The sequence below is a fragment of the Sphingomonas sp. IW22 genome, assembly GCF_041321155.1.
Classification (GTDB): domain Bacteria; phylum Pseudomonadota; class Alphaproteobacteria; order Sphingomonadales; family Sphingomonadaceae; genus Sphingomonas.
Window position 1 is genome coordinate 20,611 of record NZ_JBGGWB010000010.1, and the last position, 26,597, is coordinate 47,207.

The 26,597-nt window shown below is 64.7% G+C and carries 23 protein-coding genes and 1 pseudogene; 10 read left to right on the forward strand and 14 right to left on the reverse strand.

Features of this window, described 5'->3' with window-relative positions:
- Window positions 1–220: 220 nt before the first annotated feature.
- The 3 genes from ACAX61_RS18500 to copC all read right to left on the reverse strand — a co-directional run bounded on the left by ACAX61_RS18500 (window position 221) and on the right by copC (window position 4,454).
- Window positions 221–2,926, reverse strand: coding sequence for a vitamin K epoxide reductase family protein (locus ACAX61_RS18500; RefSeq protein ID WP_370716115.1), 2,706 nt, complete (start codon window positions 2,924–2,926; stop codon window positions 221–223).
- A gap of 228 nt (window positions 2,927–3,154) precedes the next feature.
- Window positions 3,155–4,081: a copper homeostasis membrane protein CopD gene (copD, locus tag ACAX61_RS18505; protein ID WP_066706733.1), complete on the reverse strand. Its 927-nt coding sequence runs from the start codon at window positions 4,079–4,081 to the stop codon at window positions 3,155–3,157.
- Between the two features lie 4 nt (window positions 4,082–4,085).
- Window positions 4,086–4,454 (reverse strand): copper homeostasis periplasmic binding protein CopC, encoded by a 369-nt coding sequence (gene copC / locus ACAX61_RS18510; protein ID WP_007407009.1) that lies wholly within the window; start codon window positions 4,452–4,454, stop codon window positions 4,086–4,088.
- 211 nt (window positions 4,455–4,665) lie between these two features.
- Between copC and ACAX61_RS18515 the strand changes: the two genes are divergently transcribed.
- Together ACAX61_RS18515 and ACAX61_RS18520 are read left to right on the forward strand one after the other, a co-directional pair.
- The gene (locus ACAX61_RS18515) at window positions 4,666–5,661 is read left to right on the forward strand and encodes an NAD(P)/FAD-dependent oxidoreductase (protein WP_314375488.1); all 996 of its coding nucleotides are present in this window, start codon (window positions 4,666–4,668) and stop codon (window positions 5,659–5,661) included.
- A 33-nt stretch (window positions 5,662–5,694) separates the two neighbouring features.
- Window positions 5,695–5,811, forward strand: a pseudogene (locus ACAX61_RS18520) (DUF305 domain-containing protein); the annotation flags it as partial.
- Between the two features lie 179 nt (window positions 5,812–5,990).
- Here ACAX61_RS18520 and ACAX61_RS18525 read toward each other — a convergent pair.
- From ACAX61_RS18525 to ACAX61_RS18570, 10 genes are all read right to left on the reverse strand, one after another.
- A complete protein-coding gene (locus ACAX61_RS18525; RefSeq protein WP_205499320.1) occupies window positions 5,991–6,716 on the reverse strand; it encodes a DUF2231 domain-containing protein in 726 nt (241 codons plus the stop codon).
- Window positions 6,717–6,895: 179 nt separating this feature from the next.
- Entirely contained in the window at window positions 6,896–7,345 is a 450-nt protein-coding gene (locus tag ACAX61_RS18530) for a DUF411 domain-containing protein (RefSeq protein ID WP_004212951.1), read from the reverse strand.
- A 60-nt stretch (window positions 7,346–7,405) separates the two neighbouring features.
- Complete coding sequence (locus ACAX61_RS18535; protein ID WP_495779466.1) at window positions 7,406–7,807, reverse strand: DUF305 domain-containing protein; 402 nt, start codon at window positions 7,805–7,807, stop codon at window positions 7,406–7,408.
- A gap of 20 nt (window positions 7,808–7,827) precedes the next feature.
- The gene (locus tag ACAX61_RS18540) at window positions 7,828–9,126 is read right to left on the reverse strand and encodes a copper resistance protein B (RefSeq protein ID WP_066706730.1); all 1,299 of its coding nucleotides are present in this window, start codon (window positions 9,124–9,126) and stop codon (window positions 7,828–7,830) included.
- Complete coding sequence (locus ACAX61_RS18545) at window positions 9,116–11,122, reverse strand: copper resistance system multicopper oxidase (protein ID WP_251652549.1); 2,007 nt, start codon at window positions 11,120–11,122, stop codon at window positions 9,116–9,118. The genes ACAX61_RS18540 and ACAX61_RS18545 overlap by 11 nt, the downstream gene beginning before the upstream one ends.
- Before the next feature lie 95 nt (window positions 11,123–11,217).
- Window positions 11,218–11,790, reverse strand: a complete 573-nt coding sequence (locus ACAX61_RS18550; RefSeq protein WP_007407015.1) for an RNA polymerase sigma factor — start codon at window positions 11,788–11,790, stop codon at window positions 11,218–11,220.
- The gene (locus tag ACAX61_RS18555; RefSeq protein WP_093068545.1) at window positions 11,787–12,206 is read right to left on the reverse strand and encodes a periplasmic heavy metal sensor; all 420 of its coding nucleotides are present in this window, start codon (window positions 12,204–12,206) and stop codon (window positions 11,787–11,789) included. Before ACAX61_RS18555 ends, ACAX61_RS18550 begins: the two co-directional genes overlap by 4 nt.
- A gap of 20 nt (window positions 12,207–12,226) precedes the next feature.
- Window positions 12,227–12,517, reverse strand: coding sequence for a hypothetical protein (locus tag ACAX61_RS18560; RefSeq protein WP_275504768.1), 291 nt, complete (start codon window positions 12,515–12,517; stop codon window positions 12,227–12,229).
- Window positions 12,518–12,901: 384 nt separating this feature from the next.
- A complete protein-coding gene (locus ACAX61_RS18565) occupies window positions 12,902–13,780 on the reverse strand; it encodes an AAA family ATPase (protein ID WP_009824028.1) in 879 nt (292 codons plus the stop codon).
- A complete protein-coding gene (locus ACAX61_RS18570; RefSeq protein WP_004212864.1) occupies window positions 13,707–15,107 on the reverse strand; it encodes a TnsB C-terminal domain-containing protein in 1,401 nt (466 codons plus the stop codon). Before ACAX61_RS18570 ends, ACAX61_RS18565 begins: the two co-directional genes overlap by 74 nt.
- A 191-nt stretch (window positions 15,108–15,298) precedes the next feature.
- Between ACAX61_RS18570 and ACAX61_RS18575 the strand changes: the two genes are divergently transcribed.
- Together ACAX61_RS18575 and ACAX61_RS18580 are read left to right on the forward strand one after the other, a co-directional pair.
- A complete protein-coding gene (locus tag ACAX61_RS18575; RefSeq protein ID WP_021224432.1) occupies window positions 15,299–15,871 on the forward strand; it encodes a recombinase family protein in 573 nt (190 codons plus the stop codon).
- A gap of 289 nt (window positions 15,872–16,160) precedes the next feature.
- Window positions 16,161–17,363, forward strand: a complete 1,203-nt coding sequence (locus ACAX61_RS18580; RefSeq protein ID WP_013039112.1) for an aspartyl protease family protein — start codon at window positions 16,161–16,163, stop codon at window positions 17,361–17,363.
- On the opposite strand, the gene ACAX61_RS18585 is transcribed toward ACAX61_RS18580, so the two are convergent.
- Window positions 17,357–17,776, reverse strand: coding sequence for a MerR family transcriptional regulator (locus ACAX61_RS18585; protein ID WP_007406847.1), 420 nt, complete (start codon window positions 17,774–17,776; stop codon window positions 17,357–17,359). The genes ACAX61_RS18580 and ACAX61_RS18585 overlap by 7 nt on opposite strands.
- 75 nt (window positions 17,777–17,851) lie before the next feature.
- Here ACAX61_RS18585 and ACAX61_RS18590 point away from each other — a divergent pair, with 75 nt between their 5' ends.
- The 6 genes from ACAX61_RS18590 to ACAX61_RS18615 all read left to right on the forward strand — a co-directional run bounded on the left by ACAX61_RS18590 (window position 17,852) and on the right by ACAX61_RS18615 (window position 26,580).
- Window positions 17,852–18,478, forward strand: a complete 627-nt coding sequence (locus ACAX61_RS18590) for a cation efflux transmembrane domain-containing protein (protein ID WP_004212870.1) — start codon at window positions 17,852–17,854, stop codon at window positions 18,476–18,478.
- Complete coding sequence (locus tag ACAX61_RS18595) at window positions 18,478–20,445, forward strand: cytochrome c/FTR1 family iron permease (RefSeq protein ID WP_004212871.1); 1,968 nt, start codon at window positions 18,478–18,480, stop codon at window positions 20,443–20,445. The genes ACAX61_RS18590 and ACAX61_RS18595 overlap by 1 nt, the downstream gene beginning before the upstream one ends.
- A gap of 73 nt (window positions 20,446–20,518) precedes the next feature.
- A complete protein-coding gene (locus ACAX61_RS18600) occupies window positions 20,519–20,815 on the forward strand; it encodes a hypothetical protein (RefSeq protein ID WP_007406840.1) in 297 nt (98 codons plus the stop codon).
- A gap of 60 nt (window positions 20,816–20,875) precedes the next feature.
- The gene (locus ACAX61_RS18605) at window positions 20,876–22,153 is read left to right on the forward strand and encodes a TolC family protein (protein ID WP_004212875.1); all 1,278 of its coding nucleotides are present in this window, start codon (window positions 20,876–20,878) and stop codon (window positions 22,151–22,153) included.
- On the forward strand, window positions 22,153–23,331 hold the full coding sequence (locus tag ACAX61_RS18610) for an efflux RND transporter periplasmic adaptor subunit (protein WP_004212877.1): 1,179 nt from the start codon (window positions 22,153–22,155) through the stop codon (window positions 23,329–23,331). Before ACAX61_RS18605 ends, ACAX61_RS18610 begins: the two co-directional genes overlap by 1 nt.
- Window positions 23,332–23,334: 3 nt before the next feature.
- Entirely contained in the window at window positions 23,335–26,580 is a 3,246-nt protein-coding gene (locus tag ACAX61_RS18615) for an efflux RND transporter permease subunit (protein ID WP_004212878.1), read from the forward strand.
- Window positions 26,581–26,597 lie beyond the last annotated feature (17 nt).

Below are 26,597 nucleotides of genomic sequence, written 5' to 3' on the forward strand. Positions count from 1 at the left end.
ATGCGAACAGCTCTCATTAGCAGTATTGGGCGGAGGGCGCGATCACCAAGGCAGCCGATGATGAACATCGCCGCGTCAACGGGCGATCGTCGCCGGCGACAGATCGTGACCGTGAACCGGTCCCGATTGAACGACGCAAGAAAGCGGCGACGAAGGCACGCGAGACGGTGCGATGCGCGATCAAGGTCCGCAATGGAGCCAGCAGTGATCGAGGATACTTTCAGATCACGTACTTGTCCCAGCCTGCATAATGCTCGGCGCTGCGCTTCCCCCTTGGAAAGCTGAGGCCGACGAGCGCAATGCCCGCTACGACCGAGGCCACGGCACCAAGGTGACCAACGCCGTCCAGGAGGAAAGGCGCGGCCACGAGCCAGGCTCCGAACGCGACATTGATCAGCCGCAGCACGCGGGCAACCTCCGCTGTGGCGATGATCGCGACCGTGATGACCAGCGCACCCACAACGTGATCGCTGTTCGCCATCCCGCCTTCCGTGCCGAACAATACCCGGGTGAGCATCAGCAGGACGCCGATGACGATGCTCGCAGTCAGCGTCCATGGCAGGGTCAGACCCTTCTTCGCGTCCGCCCAGAAGGTGCTTGGCGAGGCCATCGCGTCCGAGGTGTCCTCTCCGCCGGCCGCGATCGCGTCGCCTTGGAAGAAGGTGCGGATCAGCGGTTTGCCTTGCCGGCGCGCCCAGAGAAGGAACTGACCCATCGCAATCACCTCGTCGAGCGCGAACGGGATCATGATCAGCATGGCGAGCGCGGCGATCAGCGCCAGCGTGCTCCACGTGCCGATGACGATGGGCTGACTGATGATGAAATAGATGCTGATGACGCCGAGCGGGATGACAAGGATGCCGAAGAAGGTCACCATCCACGGCATGGTCCGCCAGCGGTCGCGGGTGCCCATTACCGCCATCAGGATCTCGAGGACATAGCTGACCGTGCCGAGCCCACCATCGGGAATCGGCCAGGCCTTGGACATGTCCGAGGTGATGATCTCCTCGGTGCCGTTGCGTGGATCGCTCAGGGAGCCGGCGAAAAACGGCTCCCAAACGCCGTCAATATGCCCCAGTTGGTAGGCGGTGAGGATGCGCGAGGTGAGAAGGCCGATCAGACCCATGGCGACGATCGGCAGCCGCTGTGCGTCGGTGGATGGCGAATAGGTCCAGCCGGGCGGGATGTTCTTGGGGTCCATCATGCCCGCCATGCTCATGCCCGGCATCATCGGCACGAGCACCGACAGGGCGATCACGGCCGAGCCGATGAGCAGGTTGTTGTTGTACTGAGCGGCGCTCGGGCTCCAGAAGATCAGCGGGGCGAAGAACAGCCAGATGCCGACGAACGCGACCGCCCACTGCGCCCATGTCTTGGTGCGCGGAACGAGCGACAGCGCGCCGAACAGCACGATGGCGAGGCCGCTGACGACATCGCTGATGGCCAGCGCGTTCGCCCGCCACTCGATCGACGGCAGCCCGCGATCAATAGTTACGAAGCGCGCCGCCTCGCCGACACTGTGAGTGGTCACGGAGTCGTAGATAAGCGGGCTGGAGGCGAGCCACAGCCCAAGACCGATGTTTGCGTAAAGAGCCCAGCGCGCACGGCGCTCGTCGCGGTCCATTATGGCCATGTGATCGCCGTGTGCACCGTGACCGGTCATCGCCATGTCCGCCGCGCCAAGTCGGTGCCCCATGGCAGCATGGTCCATGCTGCTATGGTCCGCAGCCCCGTGATCCATACCGGCCATTCCACCGCCTGCCGCTGCGGGTTGTTGGCCCGGCGCTACAGGTTCGGCCTTTAGCTTATCGTGCCAGGCAACCAGATTCTCGTTAAGCTTGTTGTTCCGATACCAGGCCCGCGGGTGGCGCTTCAGCGCGGCGACGATCGTCGGCAGCGTGTCCCGGAGGCGATGCTTCGGTTCCCAACCGAGCAGCAAGCGGGCGCGTGAAATATCGAGGATATAGTGGTCGTTGCTGCTGTCGATCATCCAGGGCTGGATGAAGTCGTCGCTGCCGAGCGCTTCGTTCTGCAGGATGATCCCGGCTTTCGCGAGCGGCTGCGGAATCCGGATCGTCTTCCAGCCCTCGCCGTGGAGCGCCTCGCCGACGATGTCCTGGATCTCGGCATAGCCGGGTGCGTCGGGCTCGCCGATGAGCAGCGGCAGTTCTGACGGCAGTTCGTGCCGCCGATCGACCAGACGCAGCACGGCGTCAGCCAAGTCGTCGCGGTGCACCGATGACTGCGCCGCACACAGCATGCCGGGATAAAAGTGCGAGATCAGGCGGTGCTCGTAAATCTGCGATATCTGCTGCGCGAGAAAAGCCGAGCGTCCGTCGTCGTCGTAAACTCCGGCGGCGCGCATATAAACGACGGGGATGTTTCCGTGGCGCTCATGCAGCAATGTCTCGGCGTCGACCTTGGACTGCGGATAGGCCCAGGACGCGCCGATCGGCGAGTCCTCGTTGATGCGCTCGTAGGGTGTGGGGGTCGGCTTATGAACGAGCATCGTGCTGGCGAAGACGAATTGTCCGACTTCGAACGATTGCAGCCCGTCAATCAGCCGGCGGGTGCCCTGCACGGTGACCTTGTCATAAAGCGGATTGGCATCGCCCGTAATATCGTAATAGGCGGCGAGATGGATCACCGAGGCGATGCGGTTGCCATAGCGGGCACGAACCTCATCAAGTGCAGCGCGCACTGCCTCGTCAGAGCCGAGATCGAAGTCGACTGCTGCGGCGGGCGGCGGCGGATCGGGAGGACCAGCGCGATCGAGGCCGACGACCCTATAGCGCTCGCTAAGCTTGGCGATCAACGCGGCCGCGATGAAGCCGCTCGCGCCCGTGATGAGGACGACTTCGCCACCCTGGCCGCTGCCGGCTTCACTGCGTTTGCCATCGGTCATGACTTTGCCACCCTTGTTCATTCATCTCTGAAAACACTGACAGGCCCACCCGGACCAACCCTCTCGCACGCCCAGCTTTGCAGCGCGACGCGGCCTTCCCGCAAGCGCCTGTGGGCGACTTAGGGCGTCGGACACGTAAGCTCAGTCCAAGCGGGGGGTGTCTTGGGAGGCGAGGGTTAAGCCGCGTAAGTGGGTAAAAGAAGGTGGAAGGCCTGAGCGGCGCTTGCGTGGACGGTTGGTCCATAGCGCTTACATGCCCGACGCGGGTGGCGCGAGGGTGCCTAGCCATGCCACGAGCGCCAGGATGCCGATCACGCAGGCTGTCTCGACCGCAAGGCTGACCCGCAGCGCCGTAAGCGCCCCGCCATGGTCGTTCATGGCAATCGAGCGCTCAAAGGCCGGCGTGAGGCGAAACCGATTGAGCGAAGCGAGCCCCAGCATCCCGGCGAACAGGGCTAGCTTGGCGAGCAGCAACAGGCCGTAAAGTGTCGTTCCCAGAGCCATAAAATTGGTCGGCCCGACGAGCAGCCAACTATTGATCAAACCAGTTACCACCAGGGTAACAACAACGAGCGTACCAACGGAGCCAAACCCGTGCAGGGCGCGATGGGTCAGCCGAAGGTGCGCAGCATCGATCTCCTCGGCGCGCCGCGCCATCAGGAGAAGCAATCCGAACAGCGCCCCGACCCACAGACCGGCAGCAAGGAGATGGAGGATGTCCGCAGTGAGGTGAAGCCATCCCGTGCTTCCCTCGCTCGCGGCACCATGCCCGTTCCACGCGAGTGTCGCCAATGCCGCGGCTGCCGCAATCATGGCCATAGCCAGCCATGATGCTCTGCCTCGCGCCAGCAGGGCTGCACCGCCGGCGATGACGAGCGCCACCATACGCACCTTCCAGGCGGTGCCAACCGCCGACCCTCCGAGCAGCGCGGCCGCAGCAGCCTGATCGATCGGCCAGAACGGAGATCCGGCCATCGCCGAGGCCATGAGGATCAGGCCAGCGGCCGAGAGAAGCAACCCGAGCGCCGCGCTTGCCGTGAGCCAAGGCCGCAGCGCGATTGCATCATCGCGCTCGCCAAGGCGAAGGCCGTAGAGGCTGAAGGCCGACAGGCCGAACAGCGCCGCCAGGACCAGGTACAACGCCAAGCGGATGGCGACGGTCGGCCAGTCGAGCATTCGCTCACTTCACCGTGAAATTGTAGCTGCCGGTGATTTTATGTGTGTCGCCAGAGACGACCTGCCAGTCGACGCTGTAGCGTCCACGCGGGAGACGCTGCTTCGGGGTGATGGTGAGCGTCCGGCCATCGGCGCCGACTGCGGCGCTGCTGGGCATTTTCATGGCCGCCATGCCAGGCATCGCGGCCATGGTAAGGTCGGCCTTGGAGAAAGCCGGCACGAGCTTCTCGCTGAACTGGAGGCTGATCTTCTCGGGGGTCGCGACCGCCGCGTTGGCAGCGGGACTGGCGGACACCAGCTTCGGATGCGCGTTCGCCACGCCGCCTACGAAGAACAGGGCGGCGGCGGCAGTCGTGATGAACAAGCGGCGCATTTAGGTAATCTCCATTTCAATTGGGCTCACCTGTATTACGCAGCTGGACGGGTCACCCCTCACGATCTTTTTTCGTGCCGACGCACCGCTCTCGATGAGGGGTCGGCGGTGGCAGCGCGTATTCAGAAGGGAGCATGGAGCGCTTTTTCACTGCGTCTCCCCTTAAACCAACTGTGGCCGAGGGCCTGATAGGCGCATGCGCGGGGTAATGATGAGGTTGCGGTTGACCGATCAGGGCTGGACTGGAGATCCTGAGGAGGTCATCGACTGTCTGATAGTGGGCGGTGGTCCAGCGGGCCTCATGACCGCGATCTATCTGTCGCGGTTTCTCAGGAGCTGCGTCGTCTACGATGCGGCGGCAGGGCGCGCCGCGTCCATCCCGCGCTCGCACAACCTGCCAGGATTTCCCGGCGGCATTTCCGGCGTCACGTTTCTTGCCCGTTTGCAGGCTCAGCTGCGCGAATATGGCGGTACGGTCCAGAGAGGTGAGATTGACGCAATCGTCGCGTCAGGCGACCACTTCTCGGCAAGCTGCGAACTGAACGTCCTGTATGCGCGGACCGTTGTCCTTGCGACGGGCGTCGTCAACCGGCGTCCCGAGATGCCTGATGCGATGCATGACATCGGCGTGGCGCGTGGGCTTCTCCGCTATTGCCCGATCTGCGATGGTTATGAGGCCCGGCGCATGAACGTGGCGGTGCTCGGCGGCGATGGTCATGGTGCTGAAGAAGCCGAATTCCTGAGGGCTTATGGGGCCAAGGTCACGCTTCTGGCCGAACGCTCGCTCGATCTTGGGCCGACCGAACTTGCCAAGCTGGACCAGCAGGGCATTGATGTCGCCCCCTCGCCTGTCGGGCAGTTGCGTCTTGGCGAGTGTGTCGAGGTGAGGCTGGCCAATGGCCTGGAGCTACAATTCGACACGCTTTACCCCGCACTCGGCTCATCACCTCGGACGCGGCTTGCCTCTTTGCTCGGAGCACAGCTCAGCGAATCCGGGTGCGTGCTAACCAATGCCCACCAACAAACCTCGGTTAAGGGTCTCTACGCAGTCGGCGACGTCGTGGAAGGGCTCGATCAGATCAGCGTCGCAGCCGGACAAGCGGCGATCGCTGCGACCGCAATTCATAACCTGTTGCGCGACCGCGACAGTGGATTGTCATCCGCCCTCGCCGGGCTGTATTCCGCTCGGAGCGTACCGCCGACGTAGCGGGAGCCACTGGCGGTGCGACGAGCGAACACCGCCAACAAAGCGCTGATCGCCGGCTCGCTTGTCATCTTCTTCGGCTGCTTCGCGCTTATTCGTATCCACACGACGATCGGCGACACGGCCTTTCTCCGTTCGATGATCCCGTACCACGATCCCGTGGCTCGCGCGCGAGTGCATCGAGACAGTGTGCTATTATCAGGGTCGGGGTTCCTCGACACGCCCGAGCGGAGCCGGGATCGCTGGCGGCATCCTACGGCACGAAGGTCGGCGCTGCCGCATTCTCCTTCGAACCGCGCCAACACGCGAGCGGCTACTAAGCGTCGGGCCCCTCAGAACGCCAAGTGGTTTATTCCGCCATGCATGAAGGTTCCGCCGAGGAACCCCTGAATTGAGATCGCGAGCGTCATCAGGCCAAGCACCACCCAATACAACGACCGCGACCGCTCGGGACCCTTGCGGTGGCGGGCTGCCATCCAAGCCAGCACGACGCCGAAGACCGCGATCGATGTTCCGAGCCAGCGATGCGTCATCAGGATAGGGTTGCGGTCGGTCAGGTAGAACCCGCCTGCGAACCAGCCCAGGAACGCCGCTGCGATCGCTCCCAGCGCGCCGACCACCAGCATTATGTGTGCGACATGCTGATAGTCCCGGTTGCGGCGCCATAACCCGAACAGCTCTAACCCGAACGCGCCGATGAACATGGCGATGGGAAAATGAATGACCATGGTGTGCAGCCGGCCCAGCCAGCTCACAAGCCGTTCGCCGAAACTCTTGTTCTTGTTGGCGGTCTCCTCGTGCATGCCGCCCATGTCCATGTCGTCGCCGGCGATGTCGCGGCCACCCATGTTCATGTCCACAGTCGACATAGAGCCCATGCCCATGTGGCCGTCGCCAGCGTCCGCCCCATCTGCTTTCTGCGTCTCGGCTGCGCTGTTAGCGACCGGCCCGGGACCCGCCCCGAGCGCATTGTGATCTTCGTGCGCCGATGCCGACGTGCTGACTGATATTGCAACCGCAAGAAGTATAGCGAAGGTCCCGCCTCGTTTGCCGCCCATCACCTGACCCCTTGATCCGTGTTCATCCATTCCCGTTTACGCACGCCCGGCCTTCTCCCCTCACCCGCCCATTAGCTCTTTCCGTGAGACTTTTCGTCTGCTTCGACGCGAACTGGATGGAGGAGTCACGCTGGCAGCGGCAGGCGCGTCCTGCCGGCCCTAACCAGCAAAATCGCCGATCAGCTGCCGTGGCGGGCGAACAAGCGGCGTCCGCCGGTGCCGAAGGCGACCACGTCATAGGCCTGCGCCTTGACGCCCGGCACTTCCATTCCCGGCGAGCCGAGCGGCATACCGCCGACCGCCAGGCCCCGCACGCCCTTGGGCCGGGTCGCAAGAGCCCGCTTCATGTCGGCGATCGGCACGTGGCCCTCGAAAGCCATGCCATCGGCGATCGCGGTGTGGCAGGACGAGAGGTCCGCGGGAACGCCCGCGCGCTTCTGCAGCGCCGGGCGGTTAGAATCATCGACGACGCGCACCTGCCGGCCGAGCTGCTGCTGCACCTGCGCCGCCCACTTGGCGCAACAGCCGCAGCCGGGGTCGCGGTGCATAACGATCGGGGTAGCCGCGCTGGCGGCAACCGGAACCAACAAGGCTGCGGCAGTAAGCGCAAATCGCAACGCTGACTTCATGGAAAAATCTCCTTGGTCATTCCTCCCGTTGCTCGCTGGGGGCGGGAGGAATGAGGCTTATTACTGAGGACGCTTGCCCATCGACCGGAGCATCGCCTGGAGTTCACCGATGCTCTTGTTCTGCTCGGCAATCGATTTCTGAGCCATTTGCCGGGTCTTCGCATCGGGCGACTCCCGGAGAACGATCTGCGACATGGCGATCGCACCGCGGTGATGCTCGATCATCTTGCGGACCCACGTCTCGCTCGCATTAGCGCCCTTGGCCTTCATCATCTTTTCATGCATCGCCATTTCGGCGGGCATGAAGGGCGTGTTCATGCCAGGCATGTTGTCGTGGTTCATGCCTTGCATTTTCGAGTGGTCCATGCCCTGCTGAGCCAAAGCGGGGCTCGCCGACATCGCGGCCAGAGCCAGAAGCGTTACTGCCTTGAACATCGATTTCTCCTTCTTGGCCTTGGCCAACGCAACAAGACTAGTTGGCCTTAGAACCATGTGCGAATGCCCAGAACGAGGCTGGTCGACGCCGCGCCCTGGCCTTCGGCGCGCGCGAAGCGGGCTGTGTCCCCGAAGCTGCGGTCGTACGATATGCCCACATAGGGCGCGAACTCGCGCCTGATCTCGTAGCGGAGACGCAGACCGAGTTCGGCCGTGGAAAGGCCTGAGCCGATGCCGATTTCCGGCACGTCCTGCGCGGCGAAGTTGAGTTCGGCGCGTGGCTGAAGAACCAGCCGCTGCGTGATCCGCTGATCGTAATAACCTTCCAGGCGCCCCAGCAGGTCGCCCTTGTTGGACAGGAACAGTGCGCCCTCGACATCGAAGAAGCCGGGTGCCAGCGTTTCGAAGCCGACCGACGCATAGACGCGCGAGGGGTTGGGCTTGAAATCGTAGCGGACGCCAAGCTGTATATCGGTGTATGGGCCAATGGCGCGCGAATAAAGCGCCTGTACCTCCGCCGCTTCCAGACTTCCCCCGATATTCCCTTCGCCCTCGGTCTTGAGCACCAGCCGGTTGATATCACCCCCATACCAGGCACTGCCGTCCCACCGGTAACCATCGCGACCGTCCCGGATCTGGACTTCAGCCAGATTGAATATGACCTGGGAGAAATTCTGCCCGCCGTGCATCGACCGCAGATGCTGCTGCGAATGCGCCATAGCAGCGGCAGAGTAGACCTGGTCCGCGGCCCGATCGGTCGGGATGGGCGGCGGCGGAGCGGTGCCGGCCTGAAGGTTGGTGCCGATCATCGCCGCGCCCGTGGCTGAGGGCATGCTTCCCATGCCGTGTCCCGGCATGCCTTGCATCGCGCCCGAACTTTGGCCCATTCCCGGCATCGATCCATGGTCCATGCCTTGCATAGCACCTGGCTCAGCGGGGTTGGCGCCGCCGGACGCACCTGGCATCGCGGACATGTCGTGCCCCGAACTGGCATCAGGTTTGGCTTCAGGCATATTCATACCGGGCATGGCGGACATGTCATGACCGGCGTGAGGATCAGCAACAGCCGGTCCACCGACCGGAGGCTTGGCGGACCGACTTGCGGCAGGCTTGGCCCCCAATCCCGCCTTCGCGCGCGGTGTCGACCTGGCGGCAGGCTTCGCGGACTCCTTGTGCACGGCGGGCTTGGTCGCTGAGGGCTTCTTGGCGGCAGGCTTTTTTACCGCTGGCGCCTTTGGCGGCGGCATCTTCATGCCGGGCATGTTGGAATGGTCCATCTGCGCGGCCGCCGGCGTTGCGAGGCCAAGCGCCGCGCCGCCGGCGATCAGGAGGAACTTAGGCTGCATCGCGATTCTCCTCGCCCATCGGGCGAACCGTCACGACACGCATCATCCCCGCGGTCATGTGATAGAGATTGTGGCAGTGGAACGCCCAGTCGCCGGGCGCATCGGCCGTTACGTCGAATGTCATCTTACCGCCTGGCGCCACATTCACAGTGTGCTTGCGAGGCCCAAAGTCGCCATGTCCGGTCACCAACTCGAAGAAGTGGCCGTGCAAATGGATGGGGTGCGGCATCATCGTGTCATTGACCAGGGTAACGCGCGCGCGCTCGTCCTTGCGGAACGGGATGGGGTCGGCAGGGTCGCTCATCTTCTGGCCGTCAAAGCCCCACATGTAGCGCTCCATATTGCCCGTGAGGTGGATCTCCAACTGACGCGACGGGGCGCGAACGTCCGGGTTGCGGTCCAGCGCGACAAGGTCGCGATAGGTGAGCACGCGATGATCCGCATCCTCCAGCCCCTGCGGCGGCTCGCCCGTGCGGTCCTTCGGCATCGGCGAGATGGTCTGCACTCCCGGCCCCATCTTGACGCCGGGCGCGTTCTTGGGGTTGCGCATGTTCATGTCCATGCTGCCGCCTGACCCATGATCCATCCCGGCCATGCCGCCGCTGCTCATCTGACCATGGTCCATGCCCGCCATCCCGGCAGCGCCCGCCGCCATTTGGCTATGGTCCATCCCAGGCATAGCGCCGCTCATCTGGTCGCCCCCCATCCCAGCCATGCTGGCCATCGCAGCGCCTATCGCCTTCGTTCCGTGATCGGTGGGCTCTTTCCACCCGGTGAGCTTCCACAGGTTGCGCGAGGCATTCTGCATCAACGTGGGATCCGGCCCGCGCTTTGCGACCGGGTTCTCGTCCGCCATACCGGACATCCCCTCCATCCCGCTCATGTCCATGCCCATGTCGGTCATGGTCAGCAACGTGCGTGGGCGGAGCGGCGGGACCGGGGCGATCATGCCCTCGCGCGGGGCCAGTGTCGCGCGCCCCATGCCGGATCGGTCGATCGCCTCGGAAACGAAGCTGTAGGCGCGGTCCTCGGGCGTCACGATCACGTCGAAGGTTTCCGCGACGCCGATCTGGAATTCGTCCACGGTTACCGGCCGGACGTTCTGGCCGTCGGCCTGCACCACCGTCATCGGCAGGTCAGGGATGCGCACGTTGAAGTTCGTCTGCGCCGCGGCATTGACGATGCGCAGCCGAACCCGCTCGCCCGGTCGGAAGAGACCCGTCCAGTTGTCGTAAGGTCCAAAGCCATTGACCAGGAAGGTGTAGGTCGAACCAGTGACGTCCGCGATGTCCGCCGGGTCCATCCGCATCTGCCCCCAATCGAGGCGATCCTTAAGGCGCATTTCGCGGCCGGCCAGCAGCCCACTCAGCGTCGGGCGTTGATAGTTGAAATAGGCGCCGCCCATCTGCTTGAGCTTGCGAAAGATTTCCTCGCCCGTCATTTCGCTATGGTCGGAGAGGACGATCACATGCTCGCGGTCGAACGCGACTGGGTCGGCACCCGCCGGATCAATCACGATGGGTCCGTAGAGTCCTGCCTGCTCCTGCTCGCCCGAGTGGCTGTGATACCAGTAGGTGCCGGACTGCAAGATCGGGAACTCGTACACAAAGGTCGAACGCGCCTTGATGCCGGGGAAGCTGATCCCGGGTACGCCGTCCATTTGGAACGGCAGAATGAGCCCGTGCCAGTGGATCGAGCTATCTTCGTCGAGGTTGTTGGTCACCGCAAGGCGGACCTTCTGGCCCTCTTTGAGGCGGACGAGTGGTGCCGGGACCGTGCCGTTTACCCCGATCGCGGGCGTCGTGATCCCGTCCATGACGAGCTTCATCCTGTCGATCGTCAGCGCGATGTTTGTGCCCGACACGGTCGGCAGGGGCCTGGCGATGCCGCGCGACACAGGTTGCGCCCAAGCCGGCAGGTAGGCCGACATGGCCAGCGTGCCGCCAAGCATGGCGGTTCCGCGCATTACGTCGCGCCGGTTTAGATTGCGGCTCATGCCTTTCCTTCGCTCCAGTTCAATGCTTGCGGCCGGCGGCGGGGGGGGGGGGCCGCCGACCTTATCTTTCATTACGCGCAAATAGGCTCATCCCCTCACGCGAAGTCGAGAATTTTCGATAATCTTTCACGCGCACGCCGGAGCCGCGTCTCCACGGCCTTTCCGCTGATCCCCAGCGCGGCGGCGGTTTCCGCCTGGGACAAGCCCTCCACGGTCCGCAGCAAAAGCGTCTCCTTGAGCGTGGCCGGCAGCTCGGACACCGCGCGCGAAAGCCGCGCAAGCTCTGCGCGATCGAAGGTGATGGCGTCGGCACCCGGCGCCTCGTCCCGCTCACTCTCCATGGTGTCGGGCGGCAGCGAAGAGGCGAACGATAGTATCTGGCGTATGCGCCGCCGCCTGTGCCAGTCGCGGCTCTTGTTGATCGCCACGCGGGTCAGCCACGCAGCGAGCGGCCGATCTCCGTCATACTTTCGCAAGTTCTGAAAGGCGGCCACGAAGCATTCCTGAGTGAGGTCAAGCGCCTCTTCGGCGTCGCCGATATGCGAGCGGATCAGGCGGTAGACCGGTCTTTGGTGCCGCCGCATGATCTCAGCGAACGCAGCCTGACGTCCGCCGAGCGTCAAGGCGGCGAGTTCGCCGTCCGTGCAGGCCGCGAGATCAAGGCTCACCGCGCGTCTGCGGTCAGCGCCTTCACCACCGCGCGGTCAAACGTCCTCGCCTGGTCGGGCCGCAGGATCTGCCGCATCGCGAACATATGGTTCAACGTCTCCTTCTGGAGCTCACCCATCGCGCCGTGCGAACGATCGACGGCGGCCGCGACCTGCGGCCCGTTACCATGTTCGGCCTCGATGGCGGCGGCGAGCCGGGCGTTGTCGGCTCTGAGTTCCAGCTCCAAGGCACGCCTTCGAACGGTGAAGTGAGACTCCAGCATCTGGAGCTTGGTCTGTTGAGCTTCGTCCAGCTCGAGCCCGTCGTGGAGCAAGCTGTGAAGCTCAACGCCCGGGCTTGGCGGGGAGGGGAATAACTCACGTCCAGCCCAAACGCCTGCGACCGCCGCCACGAACGCGATGATGGCGATCAGCATCGCCCTCCGGGCGCCGCTCGTCACTGGAACGCGAGCAAGGTCGAAGGCGCTAGCGGCATGGCAGGCCCGAAGGGTGTTAGCGTCGGCACCTGCGCAGTCGCCGCTGTGGACGACAATCCGCCGCCCACCACTCCCAAGGCGACTGCGCCTAGCGCTGCCAGTATGCCGGACCGCAACGTCACTCCCGCGCCCGCGCGCCGCTCCGCCGTAATCAACCGCATGACCTCGCCTTCCAGTTCAGCGAGCCGGGGATGAAGCGGTTGTTCGCCAAGGCGGCGCAACGCGCTGTCTAAATCCATGTCCATGGTCATTCCTCCGCCGTCCTCACATCCATTACGCACGGCCGGCGAACACCCCTCCAATCTGAAGTGAACGAATGCCACACGCCCCTCGGCGCGACTGCGCACTCTTCCATTGCGTCCAATCGCTCGCAGCTGGCTACGCAGCCGACAATCCACGCGTCCCGCTGTTCAAATTCCTTGGCAACTCTGTTTGCAGGCCGAGCGCGCCACTGAGCGGACGCCGCGGCGTTAGAAATAGAGGAGCCGGGCGACACCGGTCGGCACGGCTCTTCCGCTGTTTACAAATGAATGTGCTATCTCTTGGAAACCCTCGATTGCGGGAGGATCGCGCCGATCGCGCCCGAAGCGTGTAAACGCTCGCGCTAAATGGCGGCGTTCTGATCGCGCTATTTGTCAGTTGCCGGGTCCGATGACGAGGCAATCGCGCGCGGCCTGAACGATGTCAGCGGTGACCTCCTCGACGCGGTTGAGGGTCATGATCCGCCGCATCTGCGCGAACAGGCGCTCCATGAGCCGGAAGTTGCCGCGCGTGATGCGGATCACGGCTGCCTGCGCTTCGATCGCGTCGAGTTGGGCCGGGTCGAAGCTGATCCCGAAATCGCCGGCGTGGGTCGCGAGCAGCAGCCGCATTTCGGTCTCGGTAAGCGGTTTGAACTCGTGGACGAAGCCGATCCGCGAGTAGAGCTGGGCATAGCGGGCGAGGCGCTTCTCCAAGCCCGGCATACCCATCAGGATCAGCCCGAAGCCGTGGCGATCGGCCATGTCGCGGAGATGTTCGAGCGACTTTATGGTCAGGCGGTCGGCCTCGTCGACGATGACGAGGGGGCAGGCGATGCGGGCGGCGTCATGGGTGATTTCGTCCTGCGAGCCGCCCGCGACCGTCAGCCGGGCATAGCCCAGCTTAATGAGGTTGAGGCCCAACACCGCGTCGATCGTCTTGGGCGTGTTGCTGACCGACACGGTGTAGAAGACGGCGCGGCAGCGAGCGACCTTTTCGCCAAGGAGCGCGGCAATGGGACGGAGCGCGGCATATTCCCCCAGGTCGGGGAAGCTGGAAAACTCGCGCGCCGATCGCGTCTTTCCGACGCCCGGCCGGCCATGACACACGCCGATATAGCGGTAGTGCGCGCAGGCTTCGGCAAACTCGACGAACCGGGCATGTTCGCGGGTCGCCAGGAACGGCTGCTCGACCAGGAACTCAATCGTCAGCGGCGTAGAGCCGGAGCCCTCGGTAGGTGGTGGGCCGGGAAGCCGTATCCTCTTGGTCGCCATCGAAGGTCTCCGTGGGGGCAGGCACCTGCTTGTCGCGCTCCTTCGCGCCGCGCCGGGCGCGCTGGATCGCGCGCAACGACGGGTGCCCAGCGTGCTCGGAGCTGAGCGCACGGCAGACGAACCGGCCCTGGTGGTAGACGTGGATCTCGGTCAGGTCGCGGGGGTCATAGACCGCCTCGACCTGCTCGCCGACGAAGGCCGCGAGCGTGGGTTCGACATAGCGCCTGCCCATCAGACGGATGCCGTCGCGCAGCACTTTACGGGGCTTGGGCACGTGCACGAGCAGCATGTCGAGCTGTTCAAGGCTGTCGGGCATTGCGGGCAGGAACCCGCCCTTCTGCCAGCGCGTGATCGGCGGTTCGCCGGTGCTGCCATGCGGGCGACGATGATAGACGCCGCACACGAACGCCTCGAAGCGGGCGCGCAGCTCGTCGAGCGTGAGCACTGGCGCCGACAGCGGCTTGCCCGCGATCAGGTGGCCGGGCAGGTCGGGCAGGAACATGTCGTTGATGGTGCGGAACAGCCGCTCGATCTTGCCGCGCCCGCGAGGACGCCCCGGCAGCGAATGGATGAGGCGGATTTTGAGGGCGATGCACGCCTGCTCGATATGCTCGGAGATGAAATCCGAGCCGTTGTCGACGTAAAGCTGTTCGGGAATGCCGCTGACGATCCATTCGGGATTGGGCTTGCGCCAGATCGCCTGCCGCAAGGCGAGCGCCGTGTTGAGGGCACTGGGGGCATCGAGGCTGAGGAAGTAACCGGCGATGGCTCGGCTGTGATCGTCAACGATGACGGTCAGCCAAGGACGCACCGGGGTTCCGGCATCATCGAGCACGAGAATGTCGAGAACGGTATGATCGGCCTGCCACATCTCGTTCGAGGTCGCGGCTTCGCGCCGATGCACTAGCTCGTGCTGGTCGCGGTAGACGGCCGGATCGGAGGCTGCGGCGATCTGGCTTGCCGGTATCGCCCTGACGACACGCGCGACGGCCGCATAGCTGGGGGTTCGGTGTCCATGCGCGATGGCGAGTTCCTGCACCTTTCGGTGAATGGCGGCGACCGGGGGTCGCGGGCGCTTGGTGGCGAGAGTGCGGGTCAGTTCGACCAGATGTTCCGGCAGGTGCAGCCTGCCCCGATCGTTGCGCGGCAGACGCGCGAGACCGGCAAGTCCTTCGGCACGGTAGCGCCCGAGCCAGCGCTGCAACGTCCGCTCGCTCAGCGTGCCGGTGCGGGCGAGGTCCGCGAGCGGGATGCCATCGGCGAGGTGCGGTTCAAGGACGCGGTAGCGCTCGATCGCCAGCGGCGGGACAAGCGCCGGATGCGTCACCGCCGACGGTCCGTGTCGCAGGTAAGGAAAACGGAGATTTGCCTGCCCATCGCCATGCGAGTCCGCTCGCGTTGCCAAACCGGCCTGTTCGACGTAAATCTACCCGGTAAAGAAAACTAGGGCAACATAGACCTGCCGATGACGACTTTCTTCCCAAACCGCGCCCGATCGGGGCGCCACCGGCCCTACGCATGAAAATCGGTTACGCCCGCGTATCGACCGCCGAGCAGAACCTGGACCTCCAGCGTGATGCGCTGAAGGCTGCCGGCTGCGAGAAGGTCATCACCGACAAGGCCTCCGGGGCGACTGCCGCTCGCCCTGGATTGGAAAAGGTGAAGGAGCTGCTTCGCGCCGGCGACACACTGGTGGTCTGGCGCCTCGACAGGCTCGGCCGCTCGCTCCGTGATCTGATCGGATGGATGACCTACCTCGACGAGGAAAAGGTCGGGCTGCTGAGCCTGCACGAGGCGATCGACACGACCACCACGTCGGGCAAGCTTACCTTCCACCTGTTCGGGGCATTGGCGGAGTTCGAGCGCAACCTGATCCGCGAGCGGACCCAGGCCGGTCTCACCGCAGCCCGCGCTCGCGGCAAGAAGGGTGGCCGGCCGGCCGCACTCGGCAAGGAAAAGCGCGACCTGCCCGTCAGGCTCTACCACGAGAACACGATGCCGATCGCCAAGATTTGCTCGATGCTCGGCATCTCCAAGCCAAAACTCTACGCCTATGTGCGATCGGCCGAGACCAAGCCGGTAGCCGCGTAGCGACGCTCGCCGACAAATAGCGCGATCAGAATGCCGCCACTTAGCGCGAGCGTTTACACCGTTCGCGGTCCCGATCGGCCCAGCGTCCCCCGGAACCGTTCGTTATCGGGAAGGCATCTAAGCGGTCTGCACCATCCTTCATCTAAAGTTCTCCAAGCGCTTCTGAGGATTTTCGGGCGCACCAAAAGCACTTGCTCCTCCAGTGGCTGGAGCATGTAACCGCAATTTGCTCTCCTGCGGACGGGGGGCTGGAGGTGGCTTTTTGACGGCCCGTGTTGAAGCAATCGGTATGTCTCGACGCTCATTAGTGGCGCGGCTGGTGGCCTGTGGAACCGGCTTGGTGCTCGGTTCTCCAACGCTCGCGCGACAGACTTCCCGGTCTGCGGGCTCGTGGAACTTCGGTGCGGCTCACCTCGAATGGGAGCCGCTGGAAGTCGGCACGGGTGATACCCTCCTTGTTTCGGCACAAGTGCGCGGAGTGCCGGTGCGGGCGGTGCTCGACAGTGGCAGCGGCGCGTCGATCATGAGCACGGCGCTCGCGGCGAAGCTCGGCTTGAACGATGGTGAGCGGCGCATGATTAGCGGGCTGAGCGCCAAGGCCCCGGTGCTGCTGGTCCGCGACATCGACGTACAGCTCGCCCGCGAAACCCGTCGCTTACCCTTTGCCGTCGTTGGTGATCTGAGTTCAGTGTCGGCGGCCTTCGGACGACCGATCGATATCCTCCTCGGTGCCGATATGTTCACGGGTAGCTGCATCGCGCTCGATTTCGCGAAAAGGCGTATGGCGGTCGTCAAGTCAGGCACGTTTCTCGCCGGTCCCGACTGGCGCGCTGTCGCGCTCGGGCGCGGTGCCAAGCAGGAGCTGTTCATTCGAGCTTCCGTCTCGGGTTTGCCTCCCGTGCCCTTGATGATCGATCTTGGCAGCTCGGCCGCGCTGATGCTCTCGTCGGCCTATGCCCGCGATCAAGGGCTGTTGAACGGGAAGCTCGTCTCGACCGCGGCGATCGGCGGCGTCGATGGTGTGCGTATCAACGATGCTTTCACGATCCAGAACATCAACATCGAAGGGCTTGGCGTCTCGAACGTCCCCACACTCGGGATGAGAGCTTGGCTCTCCACCAGCACGGTTGGCAATGTCGGCCTACCGCTGATCGCTCAATTCGACGTGGTGTTCGACGTGACCGCCGGATTCGTGTGGCTCCGGCCACTCGGTCCTCGTCGTCGCCTGCCGATGCTGAAGGACCGTAGCGGCCTTGGCCTCGCAGCCTCACCAACGGCGCTCACCGTTGTTCATGTGGCGGCGAACAGTCCCGCGGAAAAGGCTGGCTGGGCGGTCGGCGACCGGATCGTGGCGGTGAACGGCCATTCGATCGATGCGAACTATACGCGTGGGGAGCTCTGGCAAGTGCGCTCCCGGCCTGCTGGCACCCTCGTAAAGCTGACGATGGCCTCGGGTGATGTGCGCGAGCTCAGGCTGGCCGATTATTATTGATCGGCTTGAGGGTGGCCTTTGCCGATCGCCTTCATGATCCGACAATCGGCCATGCGCGCCTTGGTGCAGCTCTGGCTGAGCATTGCCAACTCATCCCGCAACACCGCGAGTTGCGCCAGTCTCTCCTCCACATCCTTGAGGTGCTGAGCAGCGATAGCTGAGGCGGCACCACAATCCTGGTCCGGGTTCTGCGCCAGCCCCATCAACGAACGGATCTCGTCGACGGAGAAGCCAAGCCGGCGACCGTTGCGGATGAAGTGCAAACGCTCAATGTCACTGGCATCGTAGGTTCTGCGACCCGACGCCGTGCGAGGGGCGGATCGGAGCAACCCGATCGACTCATAAAAGCGGATCGTCGTCACCTTCGTCGAGGTCTCGCTGGCGAGCTGCCCAATCATCACCGGCTTCATCATGCCATCCTTGCTTATGCGAACGTGTCGCACATTTCGCTTGCTTCTACAGCGACTGGAGGTGGTAAGGAAGGCCGCATGAATGCTTCTACCGAAAGCTGCGGGTGCCACGGGGAGCCCGCGCGCGCGCAAACCGATCCGGCCTATCGCCGTGCGCTGCTGACCGTCGTGGTGCTCAACCTCGGCTTCGGAGTCGCCGAGCTGTTCGGCGGGTTCATCGCCGATAGCCAAGCGCTGAAAGCGGATTCCCTCGATTTTCTCGGGGACGGGTCGATCAGCCTTATCGGTCTTCTCGCGCTTGCCTGGTCCGCACGGGCGAGGGCAAAGGTCGCGCTGACGCAGGGGTTGTTTCTCGGTGCGCTTGGCGTGGGCGTAATCGGTTTCGCGATTTGGCGCGCCCTGAACGCAACCGCGCCCGATGCCGAACTGATGGGCACAATCGGCGTTGTCGCGCTCGCGATCAATGTCGTGTCCGCCTTGGTGCTTGCGCGTTTCCGGGAAGGGGACGCCAATGTTCGCGCGATCTGGCTGTTCAGCCGCAACGACGCGCTCGCCAACGTGGCGGTGATCGCCGCGGCCGGTCTGGTGGCGTGGACAGGAAGCGCCTGGCCGGACCTCGCCGTCGCCGGCCTCATCGCCCTCCTGTTCCTCCACTCCGCTTATGAAATCGTCACTGGCGCTCGGCGCGAATTGGGAGAGCGGTAGTGCGTCTGCTCGCGTTGATCCGGGCAATGCTCTCGTTGCGGCTGCTCTCCGCGCTCGCGGCGCTGCTGATCCCTGCTGCGGCAATCGCCGAACCCGGCGACGTGCAAACCGCATGGCGGCTGCTCGACTATATGGCCGTCGATTATGGCGGCGCGGTCGCCAACGGTCGGATCAAGAGCACGTCGGAATATGCCGAGATGACGGAGTTCGCCGCGTCGGTCTCGACACGGCTTCAGGGCCTGCCGGCGAAGCCGGAGCGTCAAGCCCTCATCCAGCGGGCTGCCAACCTCCAGGCGGTGATCGCGGAAAAGGGACCGACTGAACAGGTGGCAACATTGGCGCACGGGCTCGCGGCCGATCTGTTGCGCGCCTACCCGGTGCCGCTCGCGCCCGATAAGGCTCCGAACCTCGTCTCCAGCGATGCCCTGTTCCGACAATCCTGCGCGTCCTGCCACGGGATGACGGGCAACGGCCGTGGCCCTGACGCCGCCAAGCTCGCTACGCCCCCGATTGCTTTCACCGATGCCGAGCGCGCGCGCCAGCGCAGCGTGTTCGCGCTCTATCAGGTGGTGACGCAAGGCATCGACGGGACCGCGATGCAGAGCTTCGCCGATCTGCCCAACGATCAGCGCTGGGCGTTAGCATTCCGAGCCGGGAGCTTCGCCTTCACGGATGCGCAGGCGCGCGAAGGCGAGCGGCTTTGGAAATCCGACCCGACCCTTCGCCGGCGCATTCCGGACCTGAAAACCCTGGTCGCGCTCACCCCGGCCGCGCTCGGCGCGGCGATCGGCGACGCCAAGGCTGACCCAGTGCTCGCGTTCCTGCGTCGTCATCCCGAACAGGTGATACAACAGGCTCCCGGCTCGCTCGCGGTCGCCCGCGCCAAACTCGCCGAAAGCGTGGCGGCTGCGCGGCGCGGCGATGCGCGCATGGCGAAAGAGCTGGCGCTGTCGGCCTATCTCGATGGGTTCGAGCCGATCGAGCCAACACTCACCGCGCGCGACGCGACGCTGATGGGTCGAATCGAGGGCGCGATGGGGGAGTTCCGCGCCTCGATCGACCGGGGCGCGTCGCCCGATGATCTCGCGGAGAAGGTCGCAGTACTGGGCGGCCTTTTCGACGATGCGGAAGCGGCGCTCGCGCCTGATGCCGCCACCGAAGCGTCCACGTTCCTGGGCGCGTTCACGATCCTGCTGCGTGAAGGGCTCGAAGCCCTGCTCATCGTTGTCGCCATGATCGCGTTCCTGCGTAAAGCCGAGCGCGGCGAGGCGCTGCGGTACGTGCATGGCGGCTGGGTCAGCGCGATCATCGCGGGCGGGATCACCTGGGCGGTCGCCACCTATGCGATCGGGATCAGCGGTGCGAGCCGGGAGCTGACGGAAGGGTTTGGCTCGCTGTTCGCCGCGGTCGTGCTGCTCTCGGTCGGGATTTGGATGCACGGCAAGGCGCAGGCCGATCAGTGGCAGCGCTATATTCGCGAGAAGATGTCGCGGGCGCTCTCGGGCGGGTCGGGCTGGTTCCTGTTCGGGCTGGCGTTCGTCGTAGTTTATCGCGAGGTCTTCGAGACGATCCTGTTCTATGCCGCGCTTTCGGCGCAAGGTGACAACGGGATGCTTCTCGCGGGGGCCGGGTCGGCGATTGGACTGCTCAGCCTGATCGCTTGGGCCATGCTTCGCTACAGTCGCAAGCTGCCGATCGCGCAGTTCTTCCGCTATAGCTCCTGGCTCATGGCGGTCCTGACCGTCGTGCTGGCGGGTAAAGGCGTCGCCGCGCTCCAGGAAGCCGGCCTTATCAACATCGCACCGCTCGCGGACGTGCCACGGCTGTCGATGCTCGGCGTGTTTCCCACTTGGCAATCGGTGCTGGCGCAACTCCTGATGGCGGTCGCCATTGCGGTCGGGTTCGCCTGGAACGGGCGCGACCGATCCCGCTCGGGTTCCGGCTCAGTGACCCTTGGTTCGAATTAGTGCAATGACATGAAAACCCTTCCGTGATAGAGGCAAGCTAGTGCGAGCCTTTTTGCCTTTCCTGACATGCCTGATGCTGGTCCTGACCAGCTTCTCCGGCATGGCCCATGCCGCCGATCTGGCGGGGGGAAGCATCGCGGGCGTTGAGTTCACGGTCCATACCGCCGGTGACATCGATCAGGTGCCATCGGACTCGGACAAGAATGTCCCGCATCATCACAATTATTGTCACGGACACGACGTCGGCGCGCCTGCGCGCACGACGATGGAATATACCCCCGTCCTCACAGTGCCCAAGCCGACAATCTCCGCCTCTGCGTCGCTCGACGGCCGCACCGGCATGGTCCATTTGAGGCCCCCCCAAGCCTGACGTCCGATTTGGGCGTGCGTTGGCGCGCCCCTGTCGATCATCGTCAGGAGTCCTATTTTCATGAATCGTATCCTCGCGGCCATGCTGGCCGCAGCGTCTTGCGCCACGATGGCGCAGGCGCAGGTCGGACCGTCCGCGCCTGTTGCGCAGGATGCGCCGGTCTACACGCTTGACCAAGCGGTCAGTGCAGCGGGCGGTTCGGCCCCTGCTGCGGAAGCGGCGACAGCTGGAATCGACGCGGCCCGTGCAGGTCGCACAGTCGCCGGCTTGCGGCCCAATCCGGTGGTTCAAGGCCAAGTCGAGAATGTCATCGGCTCCGGGCCGTATCGGGGGGTCCGCAGCGCGGAAACCACGGTCGGCTTTGCGATCCCGATCGAGCTAGGCGGCAAGCGCGGCGCCCGCGTCGCGGTCGCCAATGCGCAATTGTCCCGGGCCGAGATCCAGGCCGCGATCATCGCGGCGGATGTCCGGCTTCAGGTAACGCAGCTCTATGTCGAAGCGGTCGCGGCCGATCGCCGGGTAATGACAGCCCGCGATCAGGCCCGGATCGCCAGCGATGCGCTGCGGGCCGCGAGCGTTCGCGTGCAGGCAGGGCGGGCATCGCCACTCGAGCAACAGCGCGCGGATGTCGCGCGTATCAATGCCGACGCCAATGTGGAGCGGCAGCTTCGCTTGGCCGAGGCGGCCCGCGCCAATCTGGCGCGTCGGATCGGACGGCCGATCGACGGCCTGCTCGATGACACGCTGCTCGATCGCCTTCCCGGTGTGAACGTCTATGGGCCGTTGGCACCGGTCAACACGACCGGCACACTCGCGCTGGCGGCAGCCAACGCGGATTTCTCCATTGCCGAAGCCGGCGTGCGGCTCGCGCGCGCCAATCGCGTGCCTGACCTGAACGTCGGGCCGTCGATCCGCCGCCTGGAAGCGACCAACGACATGGCGGCGGTGTTCAGCGTGTCGATCCCGATCCCGGTGTTCAACAATGGTCGCGCCGCGATTGCGCAGGCGACCGCGCAGCGGACCCAGGCGGATGCGCAGCGCCGCGTGACCGCGCTCGACATCGAACAGGCGATCACGGACGCGCAGGCGCAGGCGGCCAATGCCGCAACGACGGCTCGTGCGGCGTCGGGGCCGGCGCTGGCGGCTGCACAGGAGGCCGCCCGCATCGCGCGGATCGGCTATCGCGAGGGCAAGTTCGGCCAGCTCGAATTGCTCGATGCTGAACGCACGCTCGCCGAAACGCGGGTCGCCGCGATCGACGCGCTTGCCAATTACCAGAATGCCCGCGCGCAAGTGGAGCGACTGACCGCTCGTGCGCCCAATGGGGGGAATCAGTGATGAAGAGCTTTTATCTCGCGGGCGCGGCGTCGCTCGCCCTGCTCTTGGCTGCCTGCGGCGGCAAGGATGGCGGAAACGAGGCAACTGCCGAAGGCGCAGCTGCCAATGAGACGGCAGCGGGCACGGAAAAGGGCGGTGCTGAAGGCGGTCATGCCGGTGAAGGCGTCGTCACATTGGGTGCCGACCAGATCGCCACAGCGGGCGTCCAGGTCGGACGGCCGATCATCGGCGGGGCCGGGACGATCGAGCTGCCCGCGATCATCGAGGGCGACCCACAGGGAACGCAGGTCGTCTCGGCCGCAATTGCGGGACGCGTGGTCGCGCTCACCCGTAACCTCGGCCAATCGGTCGGACGCGGCCAGACCATTGCGGTCATCGAAAGCCGCGAGGCGGCGCAGATCAAGGGCGAGGTCGAGGCGGCGCGGGCGCGGCTTCAGCTCGCTAATTCGAACCTCGCGCGCGAACAGCGGCTGTTCGCGCAGAGAGTCTCCCCTGAACAGGATCTGATCGCCGCCCGCACAGCGGCGACGGAGGCGCGGATCGCCCTGACGCAGGCGCAGAGCATGGTTTCGGCGGCGGGTGTCGGCGGCGGCGGGCTCAACCGGCTCGGCATTGCCGCGCCGATCTCGGGCCAGATCATTGCGCGCCCCGTGACGCTGGGACAAACGGTCGCGGCGGATGCCGAACTCTATCGCATCGCCAACCTGAGCCAGGTGTCGATCGCGCTTAATCTCAAGCCCGAGGATGCGGGCCGGGTGCGTCCCGGCAATACGGTGCTGGTGAAGGCGGCAGGCCGTCAGGCGACCGCCCGCGTGACCTTCGTGTCGCCGGCGCTTGATCCGCAGACGCGGCTCGTGCCTGCGCTCGCCACCCTCGACAATCGCGGTGGCGAATGGCGGGTCGGCGAGCCTGTGACGGCAGCCGTGCAGCTCACGGGCAGCGGCGGGAGCGGGGCGGTCCGCGTGCCGACGACGGCGGTCCAGAGTTTCGAGGGCAAGTCGGTCGTGTTCGTGCGCACGCCCACCGGCTTCAAGGCGACCCCGGTCCAGCTCGGCGATGCGTCGGGCGACACGGTGATCGTCCGGTCGGGCCTGACCGGCAACGAACAGATCGCCACCACCGGAAGTTTCACGCTCAAGGCCGAGATCGGCAAGGGCGAAGCGAGCCACGAGGATTAAGCCATGATCGCCCGTATCGTAACCTGGGCGGTCGAGAAGCGCTGGCTAGTCCTGCTCCTCACCGTCATCGTCGCCGCCATCGGCGCCTTTTCCCTCTACCGGCTACCGATCGACGCGGTGCCGGACATCACCAACAATCAGGTCCAGATCAACGTCCGCGCGCCTGCCCTCTCGCCCGAGCTGGTCGAGAAGCAGGTGTCGTTTCCAATCGAAACCGCGCTCGCCGGCACCCCCGGCCTGGAATATACGCGCTCGTTGAGCCGCAACGGCTTCGCGCAGATCACGGCGGTCTTTTCGGACGCGACGGACATCTATTTCGCCCGCCAGCAGGTGGGCGAGCGTCTGCGGGGCGTGCAAGAGAATCTGCCCGACGGCGTGAACCCTGAAATGGGTCCGATCGCGACAGGCCTGGGCGAGGTGTACATGTACACCGTTCGTCTCGATCATCGCGAGGACGACAAGCACAAGCCCGGTGAACCGGGCCAACAGCCCGATGGCAGCTACATCACGCCAGAGGGCGAGCGACTGACGACCGAAGAGGACAAGGCGACCTACCTGCGCACCGCGCAGGACTGGATCGTGACGCCGCTTCTGAAGACCACACCGGGCCTCGCCGGTGTCGACTCGATTGGCGGTTACGCCAAGCAGTTCCTCGTCGTGCCCGACGTGCAGAAGCTGGCCTCGCTCGGCATCACGCTGACGGACCTGGGAAATGCGCTGGAGCGCAATAACACCAGCGTCGGCGGTGGCTTCGTCAATCGCAATGGCGAAGGTCTGGCTGTTCGCTCGGATGCGCTCGTTCGCAATGCCAGCGAGTTGGCCAGGACCGTGATCGCGACACGTAACGGCGTGCCGATCACGGTCGAACAAGTTGCGACTGTGAAGACGGGTCAGGCGATCCGCATGGGTTCGGCATCGGAGAACGGTACCGAAGTCGTCGTCGGCACGGCGATCATGCGGATCGGCGAGAACAGCCGCATCGTGTCGACCGCGGTCGCTGAGAAACTGAAGACGATCAACGCTTCGCTGCCTCCTGACGTCGTAATTCAGCCGGTGCTGAACCGCACCGAGCTGGTCAATTCGACGATCAAGACGGTCGCGAAAAACCTGTCCGAAGGCGCGGTGCTGGTCATCGTCGTGCTCTTCCTGCTGCTCGGCAACTTCCGTGCGGCCCTGATCGCGGCGTTGGTCATCCCGATCACCATGATGCTGACAGGCTTTGGTATGCTGCGCGCTGGGGTCTCGGCCAATCTGATGAGCCTTGGGGCTTTGGACTTCGGTCTGATCGTCGACGGCGCCGTCATCATTGTCGAAAACGCGCTGCGCCGGCTTGCCGAGCAACAGCATCATGAAGGCCGATTGCTCAGCGTCAAGGAACGGCTCGCGACCGTGGCAGCCGCTGCGCGTGAGATGATCCGTCCCTCTGTGTACGGGCAGGCAATCATCATCCTCGTCTACGTACCGCTGCTCACGCTGACCGGCGTGGAGGGTAAAACGTTCGGACCGATGGCGCTGACCGTCATCATCGCGCTCGCCTTCGCCTTCATCCTCTCTCTCACCTTCGTGCCGGCGATGATTGCGATCTGGCTGTCGAAGAAGGTCGAGGAGAAGGACGGCCGCATCATCACGTGGCTGAAGAAGCGCTACGAACCCGGTCTCGACCGGGCCATGAAGCGCCCGACGCTGACGATCGGTGCGGGTGTGGGAAGCCTTGTGGTGGCGGCGCTTGCTTTCACTACGCTCGGCTCGGTGTTCCTGCCGCAGCTCGACGAAGGCGATTTGCTGATCCAGTCGCTCCGCATTCCGGCAACGTCGGTCCAGCAGAGCCAGGCGATGCAGGTGCCGATCGAGCGGATGATGTCGAAGCAGCCGGAGGTGCAATTCGTCTATTCCAAGACGGGCACCGCCGAGCTGGCGGCCGACCCGATGCCGCCGAACGCGACCGACATGTTCGTCATCCTGAAGCCGCGCAAGGATTGGCCGGATCCTGAGCTTCCCAAGGAGGAGCTGGTCAGCCGGATCGAGGGTAATCTCGCGAAGATTCCGGGAAATGCCTACGAGATCACCCAGCCCATCCAGATGCGCTTCAACGAGCTGATCGCCGGCGTGCGCGGCGACATCGCGGTGAAGGTGTTCGGGGACGACTTCAACCAGATGAACCGGACGGCCGAGCAAATCGCGGCGGTGCTGCGCAGAACGCAAGGCGCAGCGGACGTGAAGGTGGAGCAGACGACCGGTCTTCCCATGCTCGACATTCGCGTCAACCGCGACGCGATGGCGCGGTTGGGCGTTACGGCTCAGGATGTGCAGGACACCGTGACTGCGACGATCGGCGGGCGAACATCGGGCCAGATCTTCGAGGGCGACCGTCGCTTCCCCGTGGTGATCCGCCTGTCGGAGGCGCAGCGTGCCGACATCGGCCTGCTCCAACAGGTGCAGGTGCCGGTGGCAGGCGGCGGCTATGTACCGCTGTCCAGCGTCGCCGAGATCAAGGTGGTCGATGGTCCGAACCAGATCAGCCGCGAGAACGGCAAGCGGCGCGTGGTGGTGCAAGCCAACGTGCGTGGCCGCGACGTCGGATCCGTCGTGGCGGATGCGCAGGCGGCGATCGGCAGCCAACTCCGGCTGCCTGCCGGCACCTATCTCGAATGGGGCGGCCAGTTCGAGAACCTCCAATCGGCAAGCGAACGGCTGAAGCTGGTCATTCCGGCTTGCTTCATCTTGATCCTGCTGCTCCTCTACGGGGCGTTGGGATCGGTCCGCGACGCCGCGATCGTGTTCACCGGCGTGCCTTTCGCGCTGGTGGGCGGCGTCCTGTTGCTGTTCCTGCGGGGCATGGACTTCTCGATCTCGGCGGCAGTGGGCTTCATCGCCCTCTCGGGCATCGCGGTCCTCAACGGCCTCGTCATGGTCAGCTCGATCCAAGATCTGATCCGATCAGGGATGAGCCGCGAGGAAGCCGCGCATGTTGGCGCGATGCAGCGTCTGCGACCCGTCATCATGACCGCGCTAGTCGCCAGCCTCGGCTTCGTGCCGATGGCGCTGGGCGAAGGCGCCGGCGCAGAGGTTCAAAAGCCTTTGGCGACGGTCGTCATCGGCGGTCTGATCTCGGCGACGCTTCTTACGCTGTTCGTGCTGCCGACACTCTATGCCCGGTTCGGGCAGAAAGTGATCGAGAAACCCGAGCACTACAATGAGGAGCATGAAGGGGACGACCACGGTCAGACCTTCGTGAACAACTTGGCCTGATGGATGGGCGGGGCGAT